This is a genomic window from Azovibrio restrictus DSM 23866 (assembly GCF_000429665.1).
Classification (GTDB): Bacteria; Pseudomonadota; Gammaproteobacteria; order Burkholderiales; family Rhodocyclaceae; genus Azovibrio; species Azovibrio restrictus.
In genome coordinates this window covers 14,636-38,049 of sequence record NZ_AUCH01000004.1, presented here as the reverse complement: position 1 = coordinate 38,049, position 23,414 = coordinate 14,636, and the positions used below count along the sequence as shown (strand labels likewise).

Sequence of the window (23,414 nt, the reverse complement as noted above, 5' to 3'; positions counted from 1 at the left end):
CCACAATGAGAAACGTTCGCAACAAATAAGGCAAGCCACGCCTGTCGCATCACGGGCCAGCCAGCTGCTTCTTGCCGGAGGCCCGCTTGAGCACCCCCACCGCCACCCCGTCCATCGCCGCCTTGTATTCGGAACACCATGGCTGGCTGCAGGGCTGGTTACGCCGCAAGCTCAACTGTTCCCACCAAGCGGCCGACCTGGCCCAGGACACTTTCCTGCGCCTGCTGGTTTCCGGCCGCCTGCCGGAGCCGGCCTTTTCCCGGGCTTACCTGACCCAGATCGCCAAGGGCCTGATGGTGGACCAGTTCCGGCGCCGCCAGCTGGAACAGGCCTGGCTGGAGGCCCTGGCGCAATTGCCCGAAGCCCACGCCCCTTCGCCGGAAAGCCGGGCCCTGGTGATCGAGACCCTGGTCGCCATCGACGCCGCCCTGCAGCGCCTGCCATCCCTGGTGCGCGAGACCTTCCTGCTCTCCCAGTTCGATGGCCTGACCTATCGCAGCATCGCCGAACGCCTGGGCATTGCCCAGGCCACCGTGCGCAAGTACATGCTCAAGGCCACCCTGGCCTGTTACGCGGCCCTGGAAGCAGCGCCGCCCGCTGGCGGCCACCAGTAAGCCATGGCAAACCCCGGCTCCGATCTGGACCCCGTCCTGCACCAGGCCCTGGAGTGGCAGGTCACCTTCTGGTCCGGCGCCGTCAGCGCCGCTGAGGAAAGCGACTTCCGCACCTGGCTGAACGCCTCCCCCGCCCACCGGGAGGCCTGGCAGAAAGCCCAGGGCCTGCAGGCCCGCCTAGCCGGCCTGCCCGGCGGCATCGGCGGCCAGGTGCTGCGCCGCGCCCCGGACAAGCAGGGACGCCGGCGTCTCCTCAGCGCCCTGCTCTGGCTGGCCGGGGCCGGCATCGCCGCCGGTGGCGCACGGCAGACCGCCCAGTGGCAGCTGGCCACGGCCGACCAGGCCGCGCCGACCGGGGAGCGCCGGCAGATCATCCTCGCCGACGGCACCCGCGTCGATCTCAACAGCGCCAGCGCCATCGACGTGCACTACGACGCCCGGGAGCGGCGGCTGCAGCTGCGCCGGGGAGAAATCCTGGTCACCACGGCGGTGGACCAGGCCGCCGTGAAACGCCCCTTCCTGGTGGAAACCCGGCTGGGCCGCATCCAGGCCCTGGGCACCCGCTTCCGGGTCCAGGAAACGGACGCGGAAATCCGCGTCGCGGTATTCGAGGGAGCCGTCGCCATCGCCCCCGGGGAAGCTCCCGGCTACCGGCTGGAAGCAGGCCAGCAGGCCCGTTTCGACCGGAGCGGGGTGATTCCCGAGGGCCGGGCCGACAGCAATGCCATTGCCTGGACCCGGGGCCTGCTGATCGCCGAACGCCAGCGGCTGGGCGATTTCGCCGCCCAGCTGGCCCGGCACCGGCAGGGCATCCTGCGCTGCGATCCGGCGGTGGCGGATTTGCTCCTGTCCGGGGTATTTCCCCTGGATGACACCGAGCAGATCCTGGCCGCCCTGAGCGAGGCCCTGCCGGTGCGCATCAGCTACCTGACCCGTTACTGGGCTACCATTGGCCCCCGCTAACCACCTCTGCTCGAGATCTGCCCATGTTCCGCTTCTTGATCACCCTCACCGGCCTGCTCGGCGCCCTGGGTGTCGGCGTCGCCGCCTGGAGTTCCCACGGCCTGCCCGCCTTCGTGCCCGCTGAACAACTGCCCCTGGCCCTGGAACGGGCCCGGGCTGCCAGCCTGCACCACATGCTCCATACCCTGGCCCTGCTCGGGGTCGCCCTCTGGTGCCGCCAACGCCCCGGTCTCTGGCTCAACCTGGCCGGGACCCTGTTCACCCTGGGCATCCTGGGATTTGCCGGCGGCATCTACCTGCTTCGCATCATCGCCGGCATCAACGAAGGTCCCCTCATCTACGTCGTGCCCCTGGGCGGCTTCTGCCTGATGTTCGGCTGGCTGGCCCTGATCGTGGCTGGCTGGCAGGATTCCGGCGCACCACAAAAACACGACTGACCGTAGCACTTTTTCCTTCTCGTCCGGGAAGGTGGATGAAGCCCGTTTTCCCGGGCACATCGACCTGACGAGAAGGAAAACCCATGCCCCACATCCTCCCCCGCCACCACCGGCACACCCCCATCGCTCTGGCCCTCTTCGCCGCCTGCGCCTGCCTGGGCAGCATGCCCGACGATGCCCGGGCCCAATCCAGCCAGGCCGCCCGCTCCCATGACATTCCGGCAGGCCCCCTGGATCAGGCCCTGAACCGCTTCGCCGCCGAGGCCGGCATCCTGCTCACCATCGACGCCAGCCTCACCGCCGGCAAGCAGAGCCCCGGCCTGAAAGGCAGCGCCAGCCCGGCCCAGGGCCTGGAGCAGTTGCTGCAAGGCACCGGGCTGGAAGCCGTCCAGGGCGACAAGGGCTGGCAGTTGCGCCGCATCCCCGCCCCGGTTTCCGGCGAAGCCACCCTGGCCCCGGTCACCGTTTCCGCCCAGGCCGAACGTAACGGCATCACCGAAGGCAGCGGCAGTTACACCGCCACCGGGCCGAGCGGCACCGCCACCGGCCTGGCCCTGCGCCTGCGGGAGACGCCGCAGTCGATCACCGTGATGACTCGCCAGCGCATGGACGACTTCAAGCTGGAGACGCTGACCGACGTCCTCGAACAGGCGCCCGGCGTCACCGTCAGCCGGCAGAACGACATGAACAGCTTCAACGTGCGCGGCGCTTCGGTGAACCTGCAGACCGACGGCGCCCGCCGGATCAGCACCGGCTGGGGCTGGAACACGCACATCGTGCACACCCTCGACGACCTCGCCGACATCGACCGCGTCGAAGTGCTCAAGGGCTCGTCCGGGCTGGTCAACGGCGACGGCGCCTATGGCGCCACCGTCAACCTGATCCGCAAGCGGCCGACCCGCGACTTCCAGGCCAGCACCACGGTCGGCGCCGCCAGCTGGGACACCTACCGGCTAGACGCCGATGTCAGCGGCCCGCTCAACGCCGACGCCAGCCTGCGCGGCCGGCTGGTCGCCGCGCACAAGGAGAGCAAGACCTTCAACGGCAAGGACAGCGACGCCTCGACCCTGTACGGCACGGTGGAATACGACCTCGGCCCGGCGACCACGGTCGGCGCCGGCCTCACCTGGCGCCAGCGCGAAGTGCGCGGCGCCGGCGGCACGACGCCGATCCAGGCTTTCGACGGCAACGGCAATGCGGTGCCGCGGATGGCCCGCGACTACAACATCGGCGCCCCCTGGGCCGGCTACAAGCAGGATTCGCTGAACGCCTTCGCCCGCCTCGAACACCGCTTCGCCAACGGATGGACCGGCAAGCTGCAGGTGACCCACGACGGCATCGAGACGCCGGAGATGCGCATCGGCTCGCTGCGCTACGCGCTGCCGGCGGTGACCGCCCAGTACGGCCTGTACAAGGACATCGAATCCCGCGACCAGAGCATCATCCTCGACCTGCAGGGGCCGTTCTCGCTGTTCGGCCGCGAGCACAAGCTGCTGCTCGGCGCCGGCGCCGCACGCAGCCGGACGACGCTGCTGCGCGGCGACCAGCCCAACCAGGTACTGCCCGGCGTCGACTACGGCCAGGGCGGCAGCGTCATTCCCGAACCGGCCGATCCGCTGGCCTATTCGTCCGACTACTTCAGCAGCAAACGCCGCTACGTGTACGCTGCCAGCCAGCTGTCCCTGGCCGACCCGGTCAAGCTGATCCTCGGCGCCCGGGTCTCGGACTACGAACAGAAGGACGTCACCGACATCAGCTGGTACAACTACCGGATGAAGGAAAAGGGCGTGGTCACCCCCTACGCCGGCCTGGTCGTCGACGTCGCCCGCGAGGTCTCGGTCTATGCCAGCTACGCCAGCATCTACAACGCCCAGAGCGCCAAGGACGCCTCGGAACGCACCCTGCCGCCGGAAGAAGGGCTGACCTACGAGATCGGCGCCAAGGGCGAATTCTTCGACAAGCGCCTGAACGCCAGCATCAGCCATTTCTGGATGCGCACCGACAACGTCGCCGAGGAAATCGGCCTCAACGCCCAGGGCGACAGTATCTACAAGGCGGTCTCCGGAGTCATCCGGCGCGGCTACGAACTCGAACTCTCGGGCGAGCTGGCGCGCGGCTGGCAGGCCCAGGGCAGCTACGTGCAGAACAGCAGCGACCTCGACAGCGCCAGCGCGACGCCCAAGCACCAGTTCAAGCTGGGCACCACCTACCGCCTGCGGAGCGAGGGCTGGCAAGGCCTCACCGTCGGCGCCGCCGCCCGCTGGCAAAGCCAGACCTCGGTCGAGCGCGGCAGCGCCAGGCTCAGCCAGGACGCCTACTGGCTGCTGGACCTGATGGCCCGCTACCAGATCAACAACAAGCTGAGCCTGAGCGCCAACCTCAACAACGTGCTCGACAAGAATTACTTCGCCGGCCTCACCAACTTCGATTCCCAGGGCCTGTTCTACACCTGGGGCGCCCCGCGCAGCCTGAGCGCCAGCCTGCGCTACGAGTTCTGAGCGCCAGCCCGCAACACCCGGACGGTACCCCGCGCGGGTGCTGTTTTTCATGGACCTTCGCTGTTCCGCCCCATTTGACGCCGCCCGGCAAATCCGGAACAATGCGAACAATTCTCAAAAACCAGTGCCAGCCAACCCCGTCGGGCCAGCCAGCTTTCCGTTCTCTGGAGTTGTCGTTGAACACTGCTGCCGCGTCCGATCCCCTGGCCACGCTTTACCGCAACCACCACGGCTGGCTGCAAGGCTGGTTGCGGCGGCGGCTGGGTTGCGCGGCGGATGCGGCGGACCTGGCCCAGGATGCCTTCCTGCGTCTGCTCGCCAGCCCCCGGCAGTTCAACTCGCCCCCCGAGGCCCGGGGTTATCTGCGCAGCATGGCCAACGGCCTGTGCATAGACCTCTGGCGCCGCCGGGAGGTGGAACAGGCCTGGCTGCAGACCCTGGCATGCCGTCCGGAAGCCCTCGAGCCCTCTCCTGAACAGCGGGCCCTCATCGTCGAAACCCTGCTGGAAATCGGCGACATGCTCGGCCGCCTGCCCCAGAAGGCCGCCGCCGCCTTCGTCATGGCCCAGGTGGATGGCCTGCCCTATCGGGAAATCGCCGCCCAGCTGGGAGTCTCCGAGCGCATGGTGAAAAAGTACATGGCCCAGGCCATGCTCCAGTGCGCCCTGATCGAAGCCGGGTTGCCGGGCTGAGATGGGCTCCCGGGTCACCACGGCGCCAGCCGCAACCGGCAGCACCGCAGCGGATTACCAGGCCCTGGAGGCGGCGGCGGCGTGGTATGCCACCCTGCACGGCGAGACGGCTGGCGCAGCGGAGCGCCAGGCCTGGCAAGCCTGGCTGAAGCAATCGGAAGCCCATGCCCGGGCCTGGGCCCATATCGAGGCGGTGAGCCAGCGCTTTGCGCCCCTGCGGGCCGGCGGCCATCAGGCGGCGCTGGCGGGGATCAAGGCCGCCCGGCGCGATGGCCCGGGGCGGCGCCAGGTGCTGGCCGGGCTGGCCGGCGCCGCGGGTCTGGGCCTGGCCGGCTGGCTAGGCTGGCGCCATACGGCGCTGCCGGCAGCCCTGCTGGCCTGGGGCGCCGATTACCGCACCGCCATCGGCGAGCAGCGCCAGATCACCCTGGCCGACGGCAGCCAGGTCTGGCTCAACACCCACACCGCCCTGAGCGTGGACTACCGGGCCGAGGCCCGCCTGCTCCGGCTGGCGGCCGGCGAGATCCTGATCCAGACCGGCCACGATCCCCACGGCCGGCCGTTCTACGTGGACACCCGCCACGGCCGCCTGCAGGCCCTGGGCACCCGCTTTTCCGTCCGCCAGGAGGAGGAGCAGACCCGGCTCAATGTCTTCGAAAGCGCCGTCGAGCTCAGCAACCGTGCAGGCCAGGTGCAGCGCATCGAAGCCGGGCAAGGGGTGGCGTTCAGCGCCGATGGCATCGCCCCCGTCCAGCCGGCCGAGCGGGCCCGGGAGGCCTGGCACCGGGGCCTGGTGGTGGCGGAGAACATCCCCCTGCAGGCCTTGATCGACGAGCTGGCCCGCTACCAGAGCGGCCACATCGGCGTGGCGCCGGAAGTGGCGGCCCTGAGCGTGATGGGGGTGTATCCCGCCCACGACATGGAACGGGCCCTCGCCATGCTGGAAAACACCCTGCCGATCCGCATCCGGCGCCCCCTGCCCTGGTGGGTGACGGTCGAGGCGCAGCCATGACACAAAAAGCCGCATTTCAAGCACAGAGACACAGAGCACACCGAGGCAGCCCGGATGCCACCCGGCTGCCGCAGCTTGCGGGTTGTGCAAGGCCAGGGGATGAAGTCCTGCAATCCCGCCTATCTCCCTGCCCCGGTGGCAGGGTATTCAGGATGAAATTCTTTTTCGGCAGCTGTTCCCCTTTTTGCGGCTCATCCGATTTACCAGGTGAGAAGCAAGCTGATCGAGCATCACCAGCCACCCAAGCGGCAAGGCGGCATCCTCCGGGATCGCCCTGCCTTGCCCCCCGCCCTGGGCGCCCAGGCAGCCAGCGCGATTCCCGTGACGGCAGGCTTCCCAAACATCAAGTTCAATATTTGGGGGAATCGTCCATGTCAACACACCGTATCCAGCAGCAGGGCCAAGCGGATTTCGTCGCGCCTGCCGCGCAACACCGCACCTTCACCCTGCGTCCCCTGGCCTTTGCCGTGCATCTGGCCATCGCCGGCAGCGTCGCCCTGGCCGGCTGGGCACCAGAAGCACAGGCCCAGAACGCCGGCAGCCAGGCGGCCGCCCCGGCCAGGAGCTACCACATCCCCGCCGGCCCCCTGGCCGCCAGCCTGAACCGTTTTGCCGAGGAAGCGGGCGTCCTGCTCACCGCCAGCGGCGAAGTCACCCAGGGCAAGACCAGCCCGGGCCTGCAGGGCAGCCATTCCGTTCAGTCCGGCTTTGCCGCGCTGCTGGCGGGCACCGGCCTGGAAGCCTTCCGCCAGGCCGACGGCAGTTTCGGACTGCGTCCGGCCCCCGTGGCCAGCCCCCGGGGCGAAGTCCAGCTGCCCACGGTCACCGTCCAGCACAAGCGGGAATTCCGCGTTTCCAAGGGCGCCACCAACCTGCCCATGGAGGTCAAGGAAACGCCCCAGACCATCAGCACCATCGACCAGGAAAGCCTGCGCGACTTCGGCATCAGCAACAGCAACGACGCCCTGCGCATGGGTACCGGCATCAACGTGGAAGAGTGGGAGACCAACCGCACCGGTTACAACGCCCGGGGCTTCGACGTCATGCTGACCCAGATCGACGGCCTGGGCATGACCAACGACTGGGGCCTGGTGGAAGGCCAGCTGGACACTTTCCTGTTCGAGAAGATCGAGCTGATCCGGGGCGCCAACGGCCTGCTCACCGGGGTCGGCAATGCCTCGGGCACCATCAATTTCGTGCGCAAGCGGCCCACCAACAAGGACGGGGGCGAAGTCCAGCTCAGCGCAGGTTCCCATGGCACCAAACGCCTGGCCGTCGATTACAACAAGGTGCTGACCGAGGACGGCCGCTGGGCCGGCCGACTGGTGCTCGCCCAGGAGGACAAGGATTCCTACCTGCGCGCCCTGAACGACAAGCGCACCACCCTGTACGGGGTGCTCGAAGGGCAGATCGGCCAGGATGGCGTACTGACCCTGGGCCTGAGCTACCAGGATTCCAGGCAGCGCTCCCCCATGTGGGGCTCCCTGACCCTGCCCTACGCCGACGGCAGGCTGGCCGATTTCGACGTCTCGGCCTCCACCTCCCAGGACTGGACGCGCTGGAACAACAAGTCCCTCAACACCTTCATCGAATACGCCCACACCCTGTCGCCCGACTGGGAAGCCAAGGTCAGCTACAACCACACCAAGGGCAGGGGCGCCACCCGGCTGTTCTACGCCTATACCGCCGACGGCTACCTGAACGACGACAACACCGGCCTGATCGGCTGGCCCTATCGCAGCCACAGCGAAACCAAGAGCGACATCCTGGACCTGAACCTGAACGGCCGCTTCATGGCCTTCGGCCGCCAGCATGAAGCCGTGTTCGGCTTGAGCCATTCCAAGCAGACCAGCCTGACCTATTCCTACGATGGGGCCACCTTCCCGGTCATGCCGGCCTTCCCCTACGACGGGGACGTCTACCCGGAACCCGAGTGGGGTGCCAGGAGCGTGGCGTCGGACGGGGAGCAGAGCATCACCCGCTTCTACGCCGCCACCCGCCTGGCCCTTACCGACCGGCTCAAGGGCATCGTCGGCCTCAACGCCATCAAGCTGAAACGGGACGGCACCGCAATCTACGGCGGCGGCACCAACCTGGACAACGAAACCACCGAGAAGACCAGCCCCTATTTCGGCCTGACCTATGACCTCACCCCGGACACCCTGGCCTATGCCTCCTACTCGGACATCTTCCAGGCCCAGGATCAGCGCGACATCAACGGCGCCTTCCTGGCGCCGATGAAGGGGGTGAACGGCGAAATCGGGGTCAAGAGCGAATGGCTGAACCGCAAGCTGCTGACCACCTTCGCCCTGTTCTCCGCCAGGCAGGAAGGGCTGGCCACCATCGCCGGCTTCGACCCCGTGGCCCAGCAGAACTACTACGAACCCAAGGACGTGACTTCCCGGGGCTTCGAGGTGGAAGCCACGGGCCGCATCAGCGCCAATACCCAGATCACCGCCGGCTACACCGCACTCAGGCTGACCGGCGCCGACGGCAAGGACATCTACGAATGGGTGCCGCGGCGGACCCTGAAACTGCGCGCCGACACCCGGGTTCCCATGCTCCCCGAACTGCGGGTCGGTGCGGCGGTGCGCTGGCAATCCGACGTTTCCAAGAGCGGCGGCGCCCGGCAGGACGCCTATGCCCTGGCCGACGCCTTTGCCGCCTACGCACTGAGCGACAAGGCCACCCTGCGCCTGAACATCAACAACGTGTTCGACAAGAAATACCTGCGCACGGTGCAGTACGGCGCCATCTACGGCGCCCCCAGGAGCGTGCTGCTGTCCCTGGATTACAAACTCTGAACCGGGTAGCCGGGGCGGGCCAGGCGGCCTGCCCCGGCCACCTTCCCATGAACCTCTTACCCATGGCCCAGCACCGATGACTGCCCCCTCCCTGCAAGCCCCCGCCCCGCCCAACGCCCCCGGCAGGCGTAAGGAGCACACCGCCCTGCACCGCCTCGCCGCCGCCCTGTTCGGCGGCTACGCCTTTACCTGGGGTTTCACCACCCTGGGCGTGACGGGACTGGTGGCCCTGGGCATCGATTTCCACGAAGCCGAGACGGCGCTGCTGCTGCTCGCCTTTCTGGTCTTCCTGCCCCTGTTCCTGTGGGCCTTCGCCGCCCCCAGCCTGGCCCGGGTCTGGGCCCTGCTGGGCGGCGGCGCAGTGCTGATGAGCGCCGCCGCCCTGGGGCTGCAGCAGGTGCTGCTGGGTTGAACCGATGCATTCAACGAGGCATTTCGTCCCCGGCTTCGGGCGGGCTGGCCGGACTGGCATCAAGCCAGGCGTCGAAAGCCGCGTCTTCGCCGCGGGCCAGCCGTTCGCGGAAGTAACTTTCGGTCTTGAGTGCCGACACTTTTTCGGCAATGGCGGTCACGAAAAACTGGTTCATGGAAACCTTTTCCTCTTCCGCCACGCCACGAGCGTATTCAAACAGGGACTCAGGAACGCGCAAAGCATAGTTGGCCATTTCAATGCTCCTTTTCGGGAAACAGCAGATGTTGTTGATAGAACGCACCTGGCGTAAGCAAGCTCAGGCGAAAGCGCCTGGCCGCCTTGGAAAAATCGGCCGTATTCAGGCTGACCAGTGCATCGGCACGGCCGTTGAGGGCGGTTTCCAGCACCATTTCATCGGCGGCATCACGGGTCTGCGGTCGCCACAGATAGTGCAGATGCACCGGTTCCACATGCAGGCAGAGGGCATCGAGAAAAGCATCCACCATGGCCAGCGTCCGCCCGCCAACTTGCAACTGCTCGGGACGCTTGAGTACAGCCTCGTATTCCAGCATCAGCGGTACGGAAACCAGTGCCACAAAACGCCGTTGGCGCAGGGCCTGCAATACGGCAAACGAAGCGCCCTCCCGACTGCGAGCGGCGGAAACCAGAATATTGGTATCGAGGACGATGCGTTTCATATTCCCCATGATATGAACCATACCCTAGACCGTCAACGTGCCCCGATAAGGAACAAGCAATGAAACAGAGTTTCACGCATGCCATGGCCTGGCTGCACACCTGGCTGGGTCTGGTGCTCGGCTTTGTGCTCATGGCCGCCTTCTTCTTCGGCGCCCTCTCGGTATTCGACCGGGAGATAGACCGCTGGGCGATTCCCGAAACCCGCTTCGATCCGCAGCCCATGCCCAGTTTCGACACCCTGTTGCAACCGGTGTACGCCCAATTGAAACCCCACCCCGAAGACATGGCGGCGACCCAGGAGCGGGTGATCGGCACGCTGCCGCCCCCTGAGACCCTGCCCATGGCCTCGCTCTGGGCCTACACCACGCACCGGGACCCGGTGCTGCGCATCGGCGCCGAGTTCGACGTACCCAACAAGTTGAAGGACGAGGCCGACGAGCACGCTCATGTGCACGGCTGGGCCACCATCGATCCCCGCACGGGTAAATTCCTGGTGGACGACAAGCTGAAGATCGGCAGTGACTGGTTCTACCCCATGCACTACAGCCTCAACTGGTCCTGGCTCACCCTGGGTTACTGGCTGGTCGGGCTGGCCGGGTTCGCCATGCTGGTGGCCCTGGTCAGCGGCGTGGTCATGCACCGCAAGATCTTCCGGGAGTTCTTCACCTTCCGCCCCTGGAAGCGCACCCAGCGCAGTGCCCTGGACCTGCACAACCTGACCGGGGTGGTGGCCCTGCCCTTCCACTTCTTCTTCGCCTTCACCGGCCTGGTGATCTTTGCCGGCTCGCTCTACTTCCCGGTCGGCCATACCCTGCTCAAGCCGCTGCACAAGCAGCACGAAGTACTGGAAGCCGAGCACACCGGCCTGCCCCACGAACCGGCGGGAATCACCGCGCCGCTGGCCTCGGTGGACGCCATGGTGGCTGAAGCCAAGCGCCGCTGGGCGGCCCGCGACATGCCGGGTGAAGTGGGCTTCCTCAAGATCGAGCACCTGGGCGACGCCAACGGCTACGTCAGCCTGTACCGGGCCGGCAGCGACCAGGTGGCCCTGGTGGGTCAGGCCATCCATTTCAAGGCCAGCAGCGGCGAAGTGCTGCGCGAGGAACCGCCGCCTAGCCCGGTGGGCAGTATCAACGAATTCCTCACCGGCCTGCACCTGCAGCACTTCGAACACTGGACCCTGCGCTGGCTCTATGTGCTGGGTGGCCTGCTCGGCTGCGTCTGCATCGCCACCGGCTTCATCTTCTTCGTGGAAAAACGCAAGAGGAAACATGCGGAAACCGGCAGCCAGGGCAGCCGCATCGTCGATGCGCTGGCCGTGACGACGGTGACCGGCATGCTCATCGCCACGATCGGCATGCTGGTCATGAACCGCCTGCTGCCCGCCGAGATGGCGGGCAAGGGGGAGTGGGAAAAGCTCGGCTTCTGGGCTTTCTGGCTCCTGGCCCTGGTACACGCCCTGGTACGCAGCGGACCGGTGGCCCAGGCGCGCATGAACCCGGCCTGGCGCGAACAGTGCCATGCCACGGCGCTGCTGGCCCTGGCCGCCGTAGGCCTCAACTGGCTGTGCACCGGCGACCACCTGCTCAAGACCATGCTCAGCTCGCCTTATTGGGCGGTGGCCGGCGTCGATCTCAGCCTGCTGGTGACGGCTGGGCTGGCTGTCTGGTCGGCGCGCAAGCTGGCGCAGCGCCAGCAATTAACCGTAGCCCCGATGACTGCCGAGGTGGCCCATGGCTGAAACCCTGACCCAGGCCCTGGCGGCCCTGTTCTCCTTCGCCGGCATGGGCTGGCTGGCCCTCAGCCTGGAAGTCCATTGGCGCCAGCTTTTCGGCCGTCAGGCAAGCCTGGGCCCAGGCACCGTCCGGCGATTGCGTCTGGCGGGCTGGGCCGGCCTGCTGCTCTCGGCGGTGTTCTGCTTCATTGCCGACCGACCGTCGATGGCGGTGCTGGTCTGGGTGATGTTGCTGGCCGGCGCCGCCACCGGGGTTACCCTGCTGCTCGCCTGGCGGGCCCACTGGCTGCGGCTGCTGGTGCTCCGGAGCGGGAGCTGAGCACGGTCCCGCTTCAGCCCGGACTCATGGATCGGACTCGCCGTCCCGGGCAACAATACCGCCTGCCTGCTGGATCAGGAACGCCGACCTGAGGTCATCCAGGATGCTGAGCAGTTCCGCAGCAAACAGCCACTGGGCCAGTTCCGCCAACGGAGGATCGGCATCTCCCATCCTGTTCCGTGCCGCAGTTTCCAGCCCCAGTGCCATGCGATAGGCCCGTTCCAGGCCGTGGGCAAGCAGCAGGGAGTTCCGGTCGGAGGCCATTGAACGAGCGGGTTACAGCGCGCGGCCGACCATGATCAGGCCAAGCACAGCAAACACGCTGTACAGGGCCCGCTGAAACTGGACAGGGTTCATGTGCCCTCGCAGGCGCGCCCCCATCCACAACCCCAGAAAAGCGGCCAAGAAGGCGAGCACGCAGCCAGGAACATGGTCCAGCAGCGCCCCCGCATTGGCAGTTCCAAGCCGGATGGCCAGGGCGACGGTGGCGACCATGAAGCTGATACCTAGCCCTTGTATGAATGCTTCCTTGTCCAGCCTCAGCGACTGGACATAAGGAACCAGGGGAATGACGAAGACGCCCGTTGCCGCTGCAATCAAACCCGACAACATGCCGATGGCCCCACCCACCCAGCGCACGTGATGCCGGCCATTCGGCAAGGCCGGCTTGATCAGCCCCCAGATGCCGTAGGCCACCAGAACCAGCCCCAGCAACAGGGTGGCATGCCCTCCGGCGGCATCGATGCTGGCAAACGGGCTGAAAATCGTGAACAGCGCCAGACAGGACCACATGGGCCACAGGTTTTTGACCAGCCAGCGCCAGTTCGGCCCCAGGCATTGGGCCACATTCGTGGTGAACGACGGCAGGAGCATCAGCATCGCGGCTTTCGCCGGGGGCATGACGAGGCTGAGCAGCGCCATCGAGATGGTGGGCAGCCCCAGGCCGGAGATGCCCTTCACCCCCCCGGCCGCGACAAATACGGCAGCAATGATCAGATAGTGTTTCGTTTCCATGGACCCATGATCATGCGAAGGATGCCCGATGTCGATCGCTAATAGGCAGTGATATCCTTCACATAAAATGAAGGAATGCCTATGCCTGTCCACCGATCTGCCTTGCCCCATCGCCTTTCCACATTCGATCTGCACCTGTTTGCTGCCGTGGCGGAGGCGGGATCCATCACCCATGGAGCCGTCAGCATGCACCTTTCGCTGGCGGCGGCCAGCACACGTCTGCAGAAGATGGAGCATGTCCTGGGCACAGCGCTGCTGCACCGTTCCAAGTCAGGCATCCGGCTGACGGATGCCGGGCGTACCCTGCTCAGGCATGCCGGCCGTCTGGAGCGCGAGCTCGAACTATTGCACGCTGAAATGGCGGCATTCGCCCACGGCATGCGAAGCACCATACGCGTACTCGGCAATACCGCTGCAATGACGGAGTATCTGCCGCCACTGATCGGGCGCTTCCTGGCCGAACATCGGGATGTGGATATCGATTTGCGGGAGCTTGGAAGCCAGGATGCACTGCTGGCCATGCGGCAGGAGCAGGCCGATATCGGCATCGTCGCCGACTACGTCGGAACCGAGGGGCTGACGACACGGCCGTTCCGGGAAGATCGCCTGGTGGCGGTAACCCCTTTGGCATTCCCGCCTTTAGCAAAACCCGCAGCGCGATTCGCCGAGCTGCTTGAGCACCCCTTTGTTGGACTGCCCTCCGAGACGGGCCTGAGCCGGTTCATCCAGAGCAAAGCGGTGCTATATGGACGCGGAATCCACTACCGGGTGCGCGTCCGGAGCTTTGATGCCGTGATCAGCCTGGTCGCCGCCGGCGTCGGAATCGCCATCGTTCCTGAAACAACGGCCCAGCGCCTGGCGAGCCCGAAGATTGATGTGCTGCCACTGGAAGATGCATGGGCGACCAGACAGCTGCTGCTATGTACAACCAGCGAAACCGTCCTTGAAGGCCAGGCCGCCCTGTTCCTGAAGTTTCTTTCTGGGACGGCTCCCTAAGCTCCCTAAGCTGGCCGAGGGCAGGCAGCCCATGGCAGGGAGCGGAGCGAAACCAGCCCATCCCGGGCAGCATCAACCCAGCCTCCCGATTTGACGCCCTCCGCCAAATCCGAAACAATGCGAACCATTCTCAAGAACTGACGCAAGCCAAGCCCGCCGGGCCAGCCAGCATCCTGTTTGCCGGAGGCCCCCTTGAACACTGCCGTTTCGCCCGATTCCCTGAGCACCCTCTACCGGGAACATCACGGCTGGCTGCGGGACTGGCTGCGTCGGCGCCTGCCCTGCAGCGACCTGGCCGCCGACCTGGCCCACGACACCTTCCTGCGTCTGCTCACCCAGGCTGAACCGGCCGTTCCGGAACAACCCCGGGCCTTCCTGACCACCATCGCCCAGCGGGTGCTGGCCAGTCATTTCCGCCGCCACTATCTGGAACAGGCCTGGCTCGAGGCCCTGGCCCGGCAGCCGGAGCTCGCCGCCCCTTCGGAAGAAACCCGGGCCCTGTGGCTGGAAGCCCTGTGCCAGATCGACCGCCTGCTCGGCACCCTGCCCCCGCTGGTCCGCCGCGCCTTCCTGCTCTCCCAGCTCGATGGCCTGAGCCACGCCCAGGTGGCCGCAGAACTGGGCATTTCCATCGCCACCGTCAAACGCCACATCGTCAAGGCCGGCGCCCTCTTCTACTTCGCCGACCTCGCCAGCGCCCCATGAATCCCGCCGCCCCAGGCAGACACCCCATTCCCCCCGCAATCGCCGAAGCCGCGATGGGCTGGTGGGTGGAACTGCAAGCCGACCCTGTCCCCCCCGAAGTCCGGGCCGCCTGCCTGCGCTGGCGGGCCGCCCGCCCCGAACACGAGCAGGCCTGGCAGATCATCGCCAGCGCCCACCAGCGCCTGCACGCCACCGGCCTGCCCGCCGCCCTCGCCCACGCCACCCTGGCCACCCCGCGCAGCCCGGCCCGGCGCCAGGCGATCAAGGCCCTGGCGCTGCTGGTTTTTGCCGGCGGCGGAGCCTGGGCGGTAGCGCGGGAGCACCCGGCCGGTCCCTGGCTTGCCGACTACCGCAGCGGCACCGGGGAACGGCGCCAGCTCACCCTGGCCGACGGCAGCCAGCTTACCCTCGACACCCGCAGCGCCGTGGACATCCATTTCGACGGCCGGCAGCGGCGGCTCCATCTGCACGTCGGCCGTATCCACATCGCCACGGCGGCGGATGAGGCGGGACGCCCGTTCCTGGTCAGCACCGCCGAAGGCAGCGCCCAGGCCCTAGGCACCCGCTTCAGCGTGCACCAGCATCAAGGCCGCAGCCAGGTGGCCGTTTTCGAGGGCGCCGTGGCCCTGCGCCCCCGACTGGGCGCAGCGCCTGCCCTGATCCTCAACGCCGGCCAGCAGGCCGCTTTCACGGCCGACGCCAGCGACGCCCCCGGCACCGTGGCGGACACCGAAGCCGCCTGGCACCAGGGCATGCTGATCGTGCACGCCATGGGGCTTGCCGATTTTGCCGCCGAACTGGGCCGCTACCGCCCGGGCTGGCTGCTCTGCGACCCCCGGGTAGCCGGGCTGGAAGTGTCCGGCTCCTTTCCCCTGGACGACACTGAGCGGGTCCTGGAAGCCCTGAGCAACACCCTGCCCGTGCAGATCGTCCGGCGCACCCGCTACTGGACGGCGATCCGCCCCCGCGCCTGAAAAAACATCCCGCCCCCTGAGCCGTTTTCGTTTCTCGTGCGACAGACGCCATGACAGCCCTCGTCCACAGGAGAAATTCGATGCACAGCCACGGCCACCCCGCCTCCCCATCTACCCACCTGCGCCCCCACCAGCGCGCCCCCCTGAAAACCTGCTGCCGTGCCGTGCAGGTGGCCCTGCTCAGTCTCGGCTGCACCGCCCTGCCGGCCGCCCTGGGCCAAACCGCCCAGGCTGCCGAAAACACCGCCAGCGCCAGGGCTCCGCAGACCTACGCCATTCCTGCCGGCCCCCTGGATACGGCCCTGGCCCGCTTCGGCCAGATTTCCGGCGCCCTGCTCAGCTATTCCCCCAAGCTCACCGCCGGCCGCCAGAGCCCCGGAGTGAACGGCCGCTACAGTGCCGATGCAGCCCTGGAGCGGCTGCTGGCAGGCACCGGCCTGGAAGCCGTTCCCCAGGTCAACGGCGGCTACACCCTGCGGGCCTTGCCGCAACCGGCCTCGGGCGAAATCACCCTGGCGCCGATGACGGTAACCGCCGGCAACCTGGGCGGCACCACGGAAAACACCGGCTCCTACACCACCGGGGCCATGAGCACCGCCACCAAGCTCAGCCTGTCGCCCCGGGAAACACCCCAGTCGATCAGCGTCCTGAGCCGCCAGCAGATCGACGACCTGGGCCTGACCAGCCTCGACGACGCCGTCCAGAACGTCACCGGCCTGGTCATGCAGAAGGGCTACTACAGCGGCGAATCGGGCAGCTTCCTGGCCCGGGGCTTTCCTGTCTCCAACCTGCTGATCGACGGTCTGCCGACCAGCACCGGCGCCAACGGCACCTTCAATGCCGACAATGACGGTCTCGACATCTACGACCGGGTCGAAGTGGTGCGCGGCGCCACCGGCCTGACCACCGGCGCCGGCACCCCCTCGGCGGCGATCAACCTGGTGCGCAAGCGGCCGACCGCAGACCATCAGGCCAGCATCACCCTGAGCGCCGGCAGCTGGCAGAACTTGCGCAGCACCATCGACGTCAGCGGCCCCCTCAACGCCGCCGGCACCCTGCGCGGCCGGGCCGTGGCCACGGCGCAGGACAGCAAGCAGTTCTACGACACCGCCCACGACCGCAACCAGCAGCTGTACGGCATCCTTGAAGCCGACCTGACGCCGGCGACGATGGCGACCCTGGGCTTCCACTACCGCCACGTAGACAACGATGGTTTCGTCCCCGGCCACCCGACCAACCCGGACGGCAGCTTCCTTGCCGGCCTGAGCCGTTCGGCCAACACCGCCAACGATTTCGACTACTGGCAGCAGACCGACAAGAGCCTCTTCGCCGACCTCAGCCACAAGTTCGCCAACGGCTGGCAGCTCAAGGCCGCCGCCCTGTGGAAACGGCCGGAACAGGACATGCTCTTCTCCGGCCTCTACCTGAACGGCGGCGTGCTGCGCCAGAACAGCCAGCGCTACCGGCTCGACAATCGCCAGGACAGCTACGACATCGCCGCCAACGGCCCGTTCACCCTGCTCGGGCGCAGCCACGAGCTGATGTTCGGCGCCAGCTATCGGGAATTCGACAACAAGAACTGGGGCGGCTGGTCGAGCTACGCCTGGACGGCCGCCGGCCCGGCGGTCGATCCCTACCACTGGGACGCCTCGGCGGTCGCCCGGCCGCCGATCGACATGAGCCTCTGGGACTGGGCCTACACGGCCCGCCAGAAGGGCGTTTATGCCGCCACCCGCCTCAACCTCGCCGATCCGCTCAAGCTCATCCTCGGCACCCGGATCAACTGGTACGAAAACGAAAACCACAGCAACGGCACGCGCTTCGAAATCAACCGCGAAGTCACCCCCTACGCCGGCCTGGTTTTCGACCTGAACGACAGCCACTCGCTCTACGCCAGCTGGACCGAGATCTTCGAGCCGCAAAACAGCCGCGACCGCAACGGCCAACTGCTCGACCCGATCACCGGCACCAACTACGAACTCGGGATCAAGGGCGAATACTTCGGCGGCCGCTTGAACGCCAGCCTGGCCACCTTCCTGGTCCAGCAGCAAAACCGCGCCGTAGACGACCTCAGCGGCCCCAACCCCTGCCCGGGCAGCAGTTGGGGATACTGCAAGCGGGCCGCCGGCGAGGTCGAAAGCAAGGGGGTGGAACTGGAAATCTCCGGTGCCCTGACCCCCAACTGGCAGATCACCAGCGGCTACACCTACGTCAATGCCAAATTCACCAAGGACGCGGACGCAAGCAACATCGGCAAGCAGTACGACAGCGACCTGCCCCGGCACCAGCTCAAGCTGTCCACCAGCTACCGCCTGCCCGGCGAACTCTCCCGCTGGCGCATCGGCGGCAAGCTCTACGCCCAGAACCGGACCAAGTCCAGCGACGATCCCAACATCCGGCAATCCGGCTACGCCATCGTCGGCCTGAACGGCAGCTACCAGTTCGACGCCCACACCGAAATCCGCCTGAACATCAACAACCTGTTCGACAAGCGCTACTACCAGGGCCTGGGCTGGAACACCGGCGGCAACATCTTCGGCGCCCCGCGCAACTTCATGGTCACGGCCAAATACACCTTCTGACCCCGCCCAACCCGGCCCCCCAACGGCACCAGCACCAGGTGCCGTTTTTTTGTCCACGGCCTGCCCTGAACCCTGGGGCCGACCCAGCCCCCCCATTTGACGCCCCCCGGCAAATCCGCAACAATGCGAACCATTCTCAAAAACTAACGCGAGCCAAGCCTTCCGGCCCAGCCAGCACTCTGCTTTCTGGAGCTTGCCTTGCACGCCATAGCCACTGCCGATCCCCTCACCAGACTTTACCGGGACCATCACGGCTGGCTGCAGGGCTGGTTGCGGCGCCGGCTGGGGAATGCCCATGAGGCGGCCGACCTGGCCCAGGACACCTTCCTGCGCATCGTGGCGGGGCGCCATGTGCCGGCCATCGAAGAGCCGCGCAAGTATCTGGCCACCATTGCCCGGGGGCTGATGGTGGACCGCTTCCGCCGCCACAGCCTCGAAGCCGCCTGGCTCGAGACCCTGGCGGCCCAGCCTGAGCCCCAGGCTGTCTCGCCGGAGACCCGGGCGCTGATCCTGGAGACCCTGTGCGCCATCGACCGGATGCTTGACGAGCTGGGCCCCCGGCCCCGGGAAATCTTCCTGCTCGCCCAGTTCGAGGGCTTGAGCTATGCCGCCATCGGGGCACGGCTGGGGGTTTCGGTCACCACCGTGAAGAAGCACCTGGCCCGGGCCCTGACCCAGTGCCTGCTGCTCGCCGAGGGTTGCTGAAGTGCCTGATCCCATGCCGGCACCGCAGGAATCCGCCCCGGGCTGGCGGGCTGGCGCCGCCATGGGCGGCCGGGAACTGCCCCGGGCGGCCCTGGAAGCCGCCGCCCGCTGGTATGTGCAGCTCCAGGACGAGGCCGCCGCCCCCGCCGAACGCGCCGCCTGGGCCCGCTGGCTGGAGGCGGATGCCAGCCACCGCCTGGCCTGGGAGCGGATGCAGGCCCTGGAGCAGCGCCTGAACGGCGTCCCCGGCGCCCTGGCCCTGCCCACCCTGAGCAGCGCCCGGAGCAGCCGGCGGCGCCGCAACCTGAAGCTCCTGGGCCTGCTGCTGCCGGCCCTGGCTGCCGCTCCCCTGCTGCCCTCCGTGGAAGCCGGCTGGCGCGGAGCCCGGGCCGACCTGCGCACGGGTACCGGCGAGCGGCGCCGCATCGAACTGGCCGACGGGGGCACCCTGGACATCAACACCGGTTCCGCCGTGGATGTGGATTACGGCCCCGGACTGCGCCGCCTCACCCTGCTCGATGGCGAGATCCTGGTCCAGACCGCCGCCGATCCCCGCCCCTTCGAGGTCCATACGGGACAAGGCGCCATCCGCGCCCTGGGCACCCGCTTCAGCGTCCGTCGGGACGGGGAGGCAACCCGGGTGGCCGTGCTCGAACAGGCGGTGGAAATCCGCCCCCGGGAAGGGCAGCTGCTGCGCCTGGAAACCGGGCAGCAGACCGCTTTCACCGCCCGGGGCTGTGCCCCGGTCACCGCCCTGGAACCCGGCACGGGAGCCTGGCGGGAAGGCCGGCTGATCGCCATCAACCGCCGCCTGGAGGATTTCCTCGCCGAGCTGGAGCGTTACCGTCCCGGCCGCATCGTCTGCGCCCCCCAGGTGGCGGACCTGCGCCTGTCCGGCGCCTTCCGCCTGGCGGACACGGACGCGGTGCTGGACAACCTGGCGGCCTCCCTGCCGATCCGGCTGCGCTTTGCCACCCGCTACTGGGTGCGGGTCGAGGCCGCGTGATTTTTTCTGCCCGGGGGTTGCTGTTTTTGCTCCTCGCACGGCCAGACAGATGGGAGCACCGCTCGCCATCCTTCTTCGACCTTTGCAGGAACCCGCCCATGCCTTCTTCCTTCCCTTCCCGCCCCCGTCCCCTGGCCCGCGCCCTGGCTGCCGCCCTGTTTGGCCTCGCCCTGGGGGTTCCGGCCGCCCTGCTGGTGGCGGGCCCGGCCCAGGCCCAGAGCCACGCCGTGCACAGTTTCCATATCCCCGCCGGTCCCCTGGGCAGCGCCCTGCCCGCCTTTGCCGCCGCGGCGGACATCACCCTTTCCTTTGAGTCGGAACAGACCCGGGGCCTGAACACCCGGGGGCTGGAAGGCCAGTATTCCACCGCCGCCGGCCTCGCCCGGCTGCTGCAAGGCAGCGGCCTGGAAGCCGTGCACCGGGGCCAGGGCAACTACGTGCTGCGCCGCATTGCCGCCGTAGCCAGCGGCGCCGAAACCCAGCTGGCCGGCATCCAGGTCACCGCCAACCAGCTGGGCGAGATCACCGAAGGCACGGGCAGCTACACCCCTGGCAGCATCGCCACCGCCACCCGGCTGGTGCTGACGCCCCGGGAGACGCCCCAGACCATCAGCGTCGTCACCCGCCAGGAGATGGACGATTTCAACCTGACTTCCATCGACGCGGTGATGGCCCATACCCCGGGCATCAGCATCACGACCATGGATAGCGAGCGCACGGCCTATTACGCCCGCGGCTTCCCGATCAACAATTTCCAGTACGACGGCATCCCCATGACCCGGAATGCCTCCTACTCGGCCGGCAACACCCTGAGCGACATGGCCATCTACGACCGGGTCGAAGTGCTCAAGGGGGCCACCGGCCTGCTCACCGGCAGCGGCGACCCGGGGGCGACCATCAACCTGATCAGGAAAAAGCCGACCAAGAACTTCCAGGGCGAGATCAGCCTGGGGGCCGGCAGCGACGACAACTACCGCACCCAGTTCGACTTCAGCGGCGCCCTGAACCCGGCCGGCAGCCTGCGCGGCCGGGCCGTGGCCGCCTGGCAGGACCGCCACTCGCACCTGGACGGCTATGAGCGGGAAACCACCACCTTCTACGGCATCCTTGAAGCCGACCTCAGCCCCAGCACCCTGCTCACCCTGGGCGCCGACTACCAGAACAACGATCCGGAACGCTCCACCTGGGGCGGCATTCCCATCTTCGACGCCAACGGCAAGTTCAACAAGATGCCGCGCTCCTTCAACAACGGCGCCGAGTGGAGCAGCTGGCGGCAATACACCCGCACCGCCTTCGCCACCCTGGAACACACCTTCGCCAATGACTGGCTGGTGAAGGCCCAGTTCAACCACCAGGTCAACGGCTACGACGCCCCCCTGGGCGCGGCGGCCTCCGGCAACCCGGACCCGGCCACCGGCGAGGGGGTGTCGACCTGGGAAGGCAAATACGTGGGCAAGACGGTCGCCAATGCCGCAGATGTGTACGCCACGGGGCCCTTCGAGCTCCTGGGCCGCAAGCATGAGCTGGTGCTCGGCGGCAGCCATTCGAAACGGCGCTGGACCAATCAGGGCTACTGGACCAACGGCACCCAGGTGAGCGGCTACTACGACTGGAACGGCCATCTCCCCGAACCCCAGTGGGGCCGGCTGCCGGCGGCGAACAAGTTCGGCAACAACGAAGTGACCCGGGAAAGCGGCATCTACGCCGCCGCCCGCTTCAACCTGCGCGACGATCTCAAACTGATCGCCGGCAGCCGGGTGCTCGACTACGAGAACGAAACCACCAAGGAATCCGGCGTCGTCGTGCCCTACCTGGGGGCGGTCTACGATCTGAACGAGCAGTACTCGGTGTACGGCAGCTACACCACCATATTCCAGCCCCAGAGCGCCCAGGATCAGCAGGGCCGGACCCTGGACCCCCTCGAAGGCAGCAACTACGAGGCCGGGATCAAGGGCAGCTTCTTCAACGGCCGCCTCAACGCCAGCCTGGCCTACTTCATCCTGGAACAGGACAACTACGCCGAGGAAACGGGGGGCCTGACCCCCAGCGGCGGCACCGCCTACCGGGCCATCGACGGGGTGCGCACCAAGGGCTTCGAGGTGGAAGTCTCCGGCCGGCTGACGCCCGAGTGGCAGATCCACGCCGGCTTCAACCACAAGATCTCCCGCCAGCAGGGGGAAAAGGTGGCCACCCTGTCTCCGGAAAACCAGTTCACCCTGAGCAGCACCTACAAGCCCGCCTTCCTCCCGGGCCTCACCCTGGGGGGCGGCGCCCGCTGGCAGGACAAGACCTGGGACCAGGTTTCCGATCAGAACGGCAACAGCGTCAAGCACACCATGGAAAATTACTGGCTCCTGGACGCCATGGCCAGCTATCAGATCAACCGGAACCTGTCGGCGAACCTGAACGTCACCAACCTGCTCGACAAGAAGTACCACACCATTTTCAGCTGGTACAGCACCTACACCTGGGGCGAACCCCGCAGCGCCATGCTGACGCTGAAATACAAGTTCTGAGATGGGGGAAAAACATGGCGCCCCATCCCCAGGGCGCCATGTTGCTGCCCATAAGGCTGGACCGGGCCTTGGCGCCCGGCCGGAGAAATCAGCGCTTCAGGCCGCCCAGGTCCAGGAAATTGCTGGTCTGGCGCAGCACCTCTGCGGCAGGCAGGCGGTACTGGTCCTCCAGCCACTGGGGCTGTTCCACCGTAATGGCCGGGCTACCGCATTCTTGACAGCTACCGGACTTGCCCCGCCAGCCTTCCGGAGCCCCCGTCAGCCCCGGCGGAACACCCCGAGCTTGCCCAGGATGAAGATCAGCAGGGAGGCGCCGGCCACGGCGATGGCAAAGCGCAGCAGGCCCCCGGTGGCGACGATGCCGAGCATGCCGGCGATCCAGTAACCCAGGGACGAGCCCAGCACGCCGATCAGCACATTGGCGATGATGCCCATCTGGGCATTGGTCTTCATGACGATGCTGGCCAGCCAGCCCACCACACCGCCGATGATCAGGGAAATGATCCAGTCCATCCTTGCGCTCCTTGCCCGACTCGAAATGTCTCAACCGCTGCAGGCTATCACCCGCCGCAGCCTTCCCGTGCTCTCAAGCACGCACAACCCGGCGGGCTATTCGATCGTGTCCCCCGGCTCCGGGCCGCCGCGCCCTCGTGCAAACTGAAGCTGCCCTTGCCTCACCCGCTACCCCGCCTGCTGCGCAGCAGGGCAAGGGAAAAAACCTTGAAATCCAG

Annotated in this window: 22 protein-coding genes; 17 read left to right on the top strand and 5 right to left on the bottom strand. The window is 67.3% G+C overall.

Annotated elements, in window-relative coordinates:
- Nucleotides 1-86 precede the first annotated feature (86 nt).
- The 8 genes from G474_RS0105220 to G474_RS0105185 all read left to right on the top strand — a co-directional run bounded on the left by G474_RS0105220 (nt 87) and on the right by G474_RS0105185 (nt 9,432).
- The gene (locus tag G474_RS0105220; protein WP_026686061.1) at nt 87-614 is read left to right on the top strand and encodes a sigma-70 family RNA polymerase sigma factor; all 528 of its coding nucleotides are present in this window, start codon (nt 87-89) and stop codon (nt 612-614) included.
- A 3-nt stretch (nt 615-617) separates the two neighbouring features.
- Nucleotides 618-1,577 (top strand): FecR domain-containing protein, encoded by a 960-nt coding sequence (locus G474_RS0105215; RefSeq protein WP_026686060.1) that lies wholly within the window; start codon nt 618-620, stop codon nt 1,575-1,577.
- A 23-nt stretch (nt 1,578-1,600) separates the two neighbouring features.
- Entirely contained in the window at nt 1,601-2,014 is a 414-nt protein-coding gene (locus tag G474_RS0105210) for a DUF423 domain-containing protein (RefSeq protein WP_026686059.1), read from the top strand.
- Between the two features lie 83 nt (nt 2,015-2,097).
- Entirely contained in the window at nt 2,098-4,512 is a 2,415-nt protein-coding gene (locus G474_RS0105205) for a TonB-dependent siderophore receptor (protein ID WP_026686058.1), read from the top strand.
- Between the two features lie 176 nt (nt 4,513-4,688).
- Complete coding sequence (locus G474_RS0105200) at nt 4,689-5,204, top strand: sigma-70 family RNA polymerase sigma factor (protein ID WP_051281895.1); 516 nt, start codon at nt 4,689-4,691, stop codon at nt 5,202-5,204.
- Nucleotide 5,205: 1 nt separating this feature from the next.
- Entirely contained in the window at nt 5,206-6,216 is a 1,011-nt protein-coding gene (locus G474_RS0105195) for a FecR domain-containing protein (RefSeq protein WP_026686056.1), read from the top strand.
- A gap of 371 nt (nt 6,217-6,587) precedes the next feature.
- Nucleotides 6,588-9,020 carry a TonB-dependent siderophore receptor gene (locus G474_RS19620; RefSeq protein WP_211228058.1) on the top strand — a complete coding sequence of 811 codons (2,433 nt, stop codon included), beginning with the start codon at nt 6,588-6,590 and terminating at the stop codon, nt 9,018-9,020.
- Between the two features lie 76 nt (nt 9,021-9,096).
- Nucleotides 9,097-9,432 (top strand): hypothetical protein, encoded by a 336-nt coding sequence (locus G474_RS0105185; RefSeq protein ID WP_211228057.1) that lies wholly within the window; start codon nt 9,097-9,099, stop codon nt 9,430-9,432.
- A gap of 10 nt (nt 9,433-9,442) precedes the next feature.
- Here the strand turns inward: G474_RS0105185 and G474_RS0105180 are convergent, their stop codons facing one another.
- Together G474_RS0105180 and G474_RS19615 are read right to left on the bottom strand one after the other, a co-directional pair.
- A complete protein-coding gene (locus G474_RS0105180) occupies nt 9,443-9,685 on the bottom strand; it encodes a hypothetical protein (protein WP_026686054.1) in 243 nt (80 codons plus the stop codon).
- A gap of 1 nt (nt 9,686) precedes the next feature.
- Nucleotides 9,687-10,130: a putative toxin-antitoxin system toxin component, PIN family gene (locus tag G474_RS19615; RefSeq protein WP_043463327.1), complete on the bottom strand. Its 444-nt coding sequence runs from the start codon at nt 10,128-10,130 to the stop codon at nt 9,687-9,689.
- A 59-nt stretch (nt 10,131-10,189) separates the two neighbouring features.
- Between G474_RS19615 and G474_RS0105170 the strand changes: the two genes are divergently transcribed.
- Both G474_RS0105170 and G474_RS0105165 read left to right on the top strand, forming a co-directional pair.
- A complete protein-coding gene (locus tag G474_RS0105170) occupies nt 10,190-11,872 on the top strand; it encodes a PepSY-associated TM helix domain-containing protein (protein WP_026686052.1) in 1,683 nt (560 codons plus the stop codon).
- Nucleotides 11,865-12,185 carry a DUF3325 domain-containing protein gene (locus G474_RS0105165; RefSeq protein ID WP_026686051.1) on the top strand — a complete coding sequence of 107 codons (321 nt, stop codon included), beginning with the start codon at nt 11,865-11,867 and terminating at the stop codon, nt 12,183-12,185. The genes G474_RS0105170 and G474_RS0105165 overlap by 8 nt, the downstream gene beginning before the upstream one ends.
- 24 nt (nt 12,186-12,209) lie before the next feature.
- Here the strand turns inward: G474_RS0105165 and G474_RS0105160 are convergent, their stop codons facing one another.
- Nucleotides 12,210-12,449: a hypothetical protein gene (locus tag G474_RS0105160; protein WP_026686050.1), complete on the bottom strand. Its 240-nt coding sequence runs from the start codon at nt 12,447-12,449 to the stop codon at nt 12,210-12,212.
- Nucleotides 12,450-12,461: 12 nt separating this feature from the next.
- The gene (locus G474_RS19610) at nt 12,462-13,199 is read right to left on the bottom strand and encodes a sulfite exporter TauE/SafE family protein (RefSeq protein ID WP_043463325.1); all 738 of its coding nucleotides are present in this window, start codon (nt 13,197-13,199) and stop codon (nt 12,462-12,464) included.
- A 102-nt stretch (nt 13,200-13,301) separates the two neighbouring features.
- Here G474_RS19610 and G474_RS0105150 point away from each other — a divergent pair, with 102 nt between their 5' ends.
- The 7 genes from G474_RS0105150 (at nt 13,302) to G474_RS0105120 (ending at nt 22,683) form a co-directional block, all read left to right on the top strand.
- On the top strand, nt 13,302-14,195 hold the full coding sequence (locus tag G474_RS0105150; RefSeq protein WP_026686049.1) for a LysR family transcriptional regulator: 894 nt from the start codon (nt 13,302-13,304) through the stop codon (nt 14,193-14,195).
- Between the two features lie 192 nt (nt 14,196-14,387).
- A complete protein-coding gene (locus tag G474_RS0105145) occupies nt 14,388-14,900 on the top strand; it encodes a sigma-70 family RNA polymerase sigma factor (RefSeq protein WP_051281893.1) in 513 nt (170 codons plus the stop codon).
- Nucleotides 14,897-15,874, top strand: coding sequence for a FecR domain-containing protein (locus G474_RS0105140; RefSeq protein WP_026686047.1), 978 nt, complete (start codon nt 14,897-14,899; stop codon nt 15,872-15,874). Before G474_RS0105145 ends, G474_RS0105140 begins: the two co-directional genes overlap by 4 nt.
- 80 nt (nt 15,875-15,954) lie before the next feature.
- Nucleotides 15,955-18,456 carry a TonB-dependent siderophore receptor gene (locus G474_RS0105135; protein WP_084513571.1) on the top strand — a complete coding sequence of 834 codons (2,502 nt, stop codon included), beginning with the start codon at nt 15,955-15,957 and terminating at the stop codon, nt 18,454-18,456.
- Between the two features lie 198 nt (nt 18,457-18,654).
- Nucleotides 18,655-19,161, top strand: coding sequence for a sigma-70 family RNA polymerase sigma factor (locus tag G474_RS0105130; protein WP_245589308.1), 507 nt, complete (start codon nt 18,655-18,657; stop codon nt 19,159-19,161).
- A gap of 13 nt (nt 19,162-19,174) precedes the next feature.
- Nucleotides 19,175-20,167 (top strand): FecR domain-containing protein, encoded by a 993-nt coding sequence (locus G474_RS0105125; protein ID WP_245589307.1) that lies wholly within the window; start codon nt 19,175-19,177, stop codon nt 20,165-20,167.
- A gap of 98 nt (nt 20,168-20,265) precedes the next feature.
- A complete protein-coding gene (locus G474_RS0105120; protein ID WP_026686043.1) occupies nt 20,266-22,683 on the top strand; it encodes a TonB-dependent siderophore receptor in 2,418 nt (805 codons plus the stop codon).
- A gap of 258 nt (nt 22,684-22,941) precedes the next feature.
- Here G474_RS0105120 and G474_RS0105110 read toward each other — a convergent pair whose 3' ends face one another.
- The gene (locus G474_RS0105110; RefSeq protein WP_026686042.1) at nt 22,942-23,196 is read right to left on the bottom strand and encodes a GlsB/YeaQ/YmgE family stress response membrane protein; all 255 of its coding nucleotides are present in this window, start codon (nt 23,194-23,196) and stop codon (nt 22,942-22,944) included.
- Nucleotides 23,197-23,414 lie beyond the last annotated feature (218 nt).

Bases quoted from the DNA above. Each gene is read 5' to 3' on its own strand.
- G474_RS0105215 (WP_026686060.1), top strand. From the start codon at position 618: ATGGCAAACCCCGGCTCCGATCTGGACCCCGTCCTGCACCAGGCCCTG.
- G474_RS0105210 (WP_026686059.1), top strand. From the start codon at position 1,601: ATGTTCCGCTTCTTGATCACCCTCACCGGCCTGCTCGGCGCCCTGGGT.
- G474_RS0105205 (WP_026686058.1), top strand. From the start codon at position 2,098: ATGCCCCACATCCTCCCCCGCCACCACCGGCACACCCCCATCGCTCTG.
- G474_RS0105195 (WP_026686056.1), top strand. From the start codon at position 5,206: ATGGGCTCCCGGGTCACCACGGCGCCAGCCGCAACCGGCAGCACCGCA.
- G474_RS19620 (WP_211228058.1), top strand. From the start codon at position 6,588: ATGTCAACACACCGTATCCAGCAGCAGGGCCAAGCGGATTTCGTCGCG.
- G474_RS0105185 (WP_211228057.1), top strand. From the start codon at position 9,097: ATGACTGCCCCCTCCCTGCAAGCCCCCGCCCCGCCCAACGCCCCCGGC.
- G474_RS0105180 (WP_026686054.1), bottom strand. From the start codon at position 9,685: ATGGCCAACTATGCTTTGCGCGTTCCTGAGTCCCTGTTTGAATACGCT.
- G474_RS19615 (WP_043463327.1), bottom strand. From the start codon at position 10,130: ATGAAACGCATCGTCCTCGATACCAATATTCTGGTTTCCGCCGCTCGC.
- G474_RS0105170 (WP_026686052.1), top strand. From the start codon at position 10,190: ATGAAACAGAGTTTCACGCATGCCATGGCCTGGCTGCACACCTGGCTG.
- G474_RS0105165 (WP_026686051.1), top strand. From the start codon at position 11,865: ATGGCTGAAACCCTGACCCAGGCCCTGGCGGCCCTGTTCTCCTTCGCC.
- G474_RS0105160 (WP_026686050.1), bottom strand. From the start codon at position 12,449: ATGGCCTCCGACCGGAACTCCCTGCTGCTTGCCCACGGCCTGGAACGG.
- G474_RS19610 (WP_043463325.1), bottom strand. From the start codon at position 13,199: ATGGAAACGAAACACTATCTGATCATTGCTGCCGTATTTGTCGCGGCC.
- G474_RS0105140 (WP_026686047.1), top strand. From the start codon at position 14,897: ATGAATCCCGCCGCCCCAGGCAGACACCCCATTCCCCCCGCAATCGCC.
- G474_RS0105135 (WP_084513571.1), top strand. From the start codon at position 15,955: ATGCACAGCCACGGCCACCCCGCCTCCCCATCTACCCACCTGCGCCCC.
- G474_RS0105125 (WP_245589307.1), top strand. From the start codon at position 19,175: ATGCCGGCACCGCAGGAATCCGCCCCGGGCTGGCGGGCTGGCGCCGCC.
- G474_RS0105120 (WP_026686043.1), top strand. From the start codon at position 20,266: ATGCCTTCTTCCTTCCCTTCCCGCCCCCGTCCCCTGGCCCGCGCCCTG.
- G474_RS0105110 (WP_026686042.1), bottom strand. From the start codon at position 23,196: ATGGACTGGATCATTTCCCTGATCATCGGCGGTGTGGTGGGCTGGCTG.